This window comes from Aetokthonos hydrillicola CCALA 1050 (assembly GCF_017591665.1).
Classification (GTDB): domain Bacteria; phylum Cyanobacteriota; class Cyanobacteriia; order Cyanobacteriales; family Nostocaceae; genus Aetokthonos; species Aetokthonos hydrillicola.
Genome location: NZ_JAAKGC010000309.1, coordinates 1 through 2,099 on the forward strand (window position 1 = coordinate 1; position 2,099 = coordinate 2,099).

General features: G+C 41.1%; 2 protein-coding genes. Both read left to right on the forward strand.

What is annotated here, in order from left to right:
• Position 1: 1 nt before the first annotated feature.
• Positions 2-919, forward strand: coding sequence for an AEC family transporter (locus G4P69_RS37300; RefSeq protein WP_208340353.1), 918 nt, complete (start codon positions 2-4; stop codon positions 917-919).
• Positions 920-1,129: 210 nt separating this feature from the next.
• Positions 1,130-2,099, forward strand: a 970-nt coding sequence (locus tag G4P69_RS37305) for a caspase family protein (RefSeq protein ID WP_208354922.1), incomplete at its 3' end; no start/stop codon positions are given.

Below are 2,099 nucleotides of genomic sequence, written 5' to 3' on the forward strand. Positions count from 1 at the left end.
CTTGACAAACATTCTAGAACTATACGTCGAGCTAGTTGGACTGGTCCTAGTGGGATTTATTCTGGGACGCAAACTACCTGCTACAGTTCCGACTCGTTTAGGTCAGTTTCTTTTCTGGGTAGGTGTACCAATAAGCATTGTAACTTTTTTACGTAAGGCGGACTTATCTGGACAAATTTGGATAGCTCCCATAATAGCCCATACAGCTATTTTACTTGGTGCATTTTTGGCTTGGGTACTGGTCAAAGGAAAAGGATATTTTACAAACAACCTTCCTCGACTACCAACTCAGGGTAGTTTTGTTTTAGCAGCAATGGTGGGTAATACCGGTTATTTAGGCTATCCTGTTATTCTTACAGTCGTTGGCAATCAATACTTTGCCTGGGCATTATTTTACGATTTGCTGGGAACAACTTTAGGCGTTTATGTCCTTGGTGTTGCTTTAGCTGCTTATTTTAGCGGTAGTTCTCAAAACCATGGTCAGATTGCAAGAGCAATTTTAATTAACCCAGCTTTGTGGAGTTTTGGGTTTGGTTTACTTTTTCGGAAAGTGGCGATCGCTCCTTTAGCTGAGTTCTGTTTAGAGAAATTAGCCTGGACTATGGTTGGTTTATCTCTGGCGTTAATTGGAATGCGACTTGCGCAGCTTCGTACTTGGCGTAGTGTCAAATGGGCAAGTCTCAGCTTGGGGATCAAAATGCTAATAGTACCGCTGATTTTAGGGAGTATTTTACCAGTTTTTGGCTTAACTGGTGCACCAGCCCTTGTGATTGTATTACAAATGGCGATGCCTCCAGCTTTTGCCACACTAGTCATTGCCGAAACTTTTGACCTTGATCGTGACCTTACAGTCACTGCATTAGCTGGAGGATCTATGGTTTTGCTTGTGACTCTCCCAATTTGGTTGAAGCTATTTTGAAAATTCAGGAGTTAAGGTAGTCCGAGCATCTTGCTCGCTTGTTGCATATAGTACGCGAGCAAGATGCTCGCACTCCTATATTCTGACTCCTGACTCCTGTATTCTGACTCCTTCTTCAAGGTGCATCAGTTGACATCACTTACACCTACTTAAGAGCGGGAGACTGTATCACAAATCCAAAATGCAACAGTTTAATAAAGTGTAATACTTATGGTGAAGAAGATTTACGCTCTGCTTGTTGGTATTGACAAATATCATCCTGATTCTGGGGTTCAGCGCTTATACGGTTGCGTTAATGATATAAAAGCTATTGAAGCATATCTCCGAAAGCGAATTGCTATTGATAAAAAATGGCAGTTAGTAGATAACTCTGATGTTCCTTGGATACTTTTAAATGAATTAGCTACACGTCAAGCAATTATTGATGGTTTGCAGCAGCACTTGAATAAGGCTGATAGTGAAGATGTTGTGTTGTTCTACTTTTCAGGTCATGGATCGCAAGAATCTGTGCCAAAAGAGTTTTGCGATGAAGAACCTGACACTCTCCTAGAAAACTTGGTTTGCTATGACAGCCGGACAAAAAATGGTTTTCATCTAGCAGATAAGGAATTAAATTATTTAATTGATCAAATAGCAAAGAATAATCCACATATCGTCACAATACTAGACTGTTGTCATGCTGGTAGTGGGACAAGAGATCCAGAAGCGATTGTGCGTCAAGTTCCGGCTGATACAAGACAACGAGATTTAAAAGATTTTATTTTTTCTGAGCAGTGGTTGCGCAATCGCTCAAGCGAAAGCTATACACCAGGAAGACACATCGCGATCGCCGCTTGCAGTTCTCATCAAACTGCTAAAGAGTACAAAAGCGAAGACGGTCAAGAACGAGGTGTTTTCTCTTACTTTCTGATGCAAACACTGGAAAGTGCTTCTAATTTATCTTACACAGATTTACTCAACAATACCCGTGCATTGGTAAGCGGTAAAAGACAGGAGCAATCGCCGGAAATTGAAGCAACCGATATACAGGATTTAAACGAAGCTTTTTTAGGTGGTGCAGTACGCGATCGCGATCCTTACTTCTGCTTGACTTATAACAGTAATAAATATGATACCTGGGTGATTAACGCTGGTGCTTTACATGGTATTCATACTCCATCAAACGGTGAAGAGGCTTTGT